Origin of the sequence: Streptomyces phytophilus, assembly GCF_013870535.1 — a bacterium.
GTDB lineage: Bacteria > Actinomycetota > Actinomycetes > Streptomycetales > Streptomycetaceae > Streptomyces > Streptomyces phytophilus.
The window spans coordinates 1-1,644 of the sequence record NZ_JACBXC010001308.1; the positions used below are offsets into that span (position 1 = coordinate 1).

The 1,644-nt window shown below is 72.9% G+C and carries 1 protein-coding gene and 1 pseudogene; both read right to left on the minus strand.

Annotated elements, in window-relative coordinates; all coding sequences use genetic code 11:
- Window positions 1–38 precede the first annotated feature (38 nt).
- Window positions 39–1,271 carry a S8 family peptidase gene (locus H5J30_RS31860; RefSeq protein WP_181791067.1) on the minus strand — a complete coding sequence of 411 codons (1,233 nt, stop codon included), beginning with the start codon at window positions 1,269–1,271 and terminating at the stop codon, window positions 39–41.
- 192 nt (window positions 1,272–1,463) lie between these two features.
- Window positions 1,464–1,644 (minus strand): annotated as a pseudogene (locus tag H5J30_RS31865) (LysR family transcriptional regulator); the annotation flags it as partial.

Genomic DNA, 1,644 nt, shown 5'->3' on the forward strand with positions numbered 1-1,644 from the left:
TGGCGCGGGTCTTCCGGCCGGGCTCGGTGCCGGCGCCGTCAGAACAGCGAGTACAGCAGCAGGTTCGGCGAACCGGTGCGCGGGTCCTGCACCTTGTTCGGCGTCGCGTTGTCCACGACGGCCTGGCCGACCTGCGCGGGTGTGGCGGAGGGGTTGCCCTGCAGGTACAGCGCGGCGACGCCCGCGGTGTGCGGGGTGGCCATCGAGGTGCCGGAGATGGTGTTCGTGGCGCTGTCGGAGGTGTACCAGCCGGAGGTGATGCTCACGCCGGGCGCGAACAGGTCCAGGCAGGTGCCGAAGTTGGACCACGAGGCACGCCGGTCGGTGTTGTCCGTGGCGCCGACCGTGATGGCCTCGGGCACGCGCGCCGGCGAGTAGTTGCAGGCGTTCTGCGGGGTGCCGAAGATGTCGCCGTTGCCCGCGGCGATCGCGTACGTCACACCGGAGGCGACGGACCGCTCGACGGCGTCGTCGAGCGTGGCGCTGGCGCCGCCGCCCAGGCTCATGTTGGCCACGGACGGGCCGGAGGCGTTGGCGGTCACCCAGTCGATGCCGGCCACGACGCCGGCGGTGCTGCCGGAGCCGCTGCAGCTCAGGACGCGTACGGCGACGAGCTTCGACTGCTTGGCCACGCCGTACGTGCTGCCGCCGACGGTGCCGGCGACGTGGGTACCGTGGCCGTTGCAGTCCTGGCCGTTCTGGCCGCCGCCGACGGTGTCGGTGCCGACCGAGGCGCGCCCGCCGAACTCGTTGTGCGTGGTGCGGATGCCGGTGTCGATGATGTACGCGGTGACGTCGGCCGCGGTGGTGTTGTACGTGTACGTGGTGCTCAGCGGCAGGTCCCGCTGGTCGATGCGGTCCAGGCCCCAGGTGGCGTTGTTCTGGGTGTCCGTGATCCGCATGACGGCGTCCTGCTCGACGTACGCCACCCGCGGGTCGCGGGCCAGCTCGGCCGCCTCCGCCTTGCTCATCTCCGCGGAGAAGCCGCGCAGCGCGGTGCGGTAGACGTGCTCGGGCCTGACGTCCGCGGTGCCGGCGAGGTCGCGGGCGACGGAACGGGTCTCGTCCTTGGCGACCTCGCCGTTCTTCAGCACGACGATCCACTGGCCGTCGATGGCCGTGGCGGACGGGGCGAGCCGGAGGTCGCCGTCGGCCGGTGCGCTGTTCGCGCCGGTGCCGGCGGCCAGTTGGAGGCCGGCGGCGAGGCCGAGTGCGGTGAGCACCGTGGCCGCGCGGCGCAGGGGTGTGGGGGTGAGTCTCATCTCGTGCACCAGAACCTTTCGTTGACCGGATCACGGGCAATGAGGTGCAGTGCGGTGCGGGTGGCCCGCCAAGGGGTAGGCGGTGCCCGGGCAGCGTCTCGCATGCCGGACGCCGCCACAAGTGGCAGGTTCACGCCAATTGCTGGCCGAAAGCACTGGTGGCGGCCGTGACACAACGGGACGTGCGGGACTGACGGGGTCTCAGGTCGGTACGGGCCCGGCCGCCGCGACACCGGCGGCCAGGGCGTCGTGCAGCGCGCGGGCGGCGGGCGGGATGACCCGGGTACGGCTGCGCCAGAGCACCAGGTGCACGGCCGGGACCGCGGCCCCGGCGAGGGGTCGCCAGGTGATCGCGCCGTGCCACTCCAGCGGATCGCCGGCC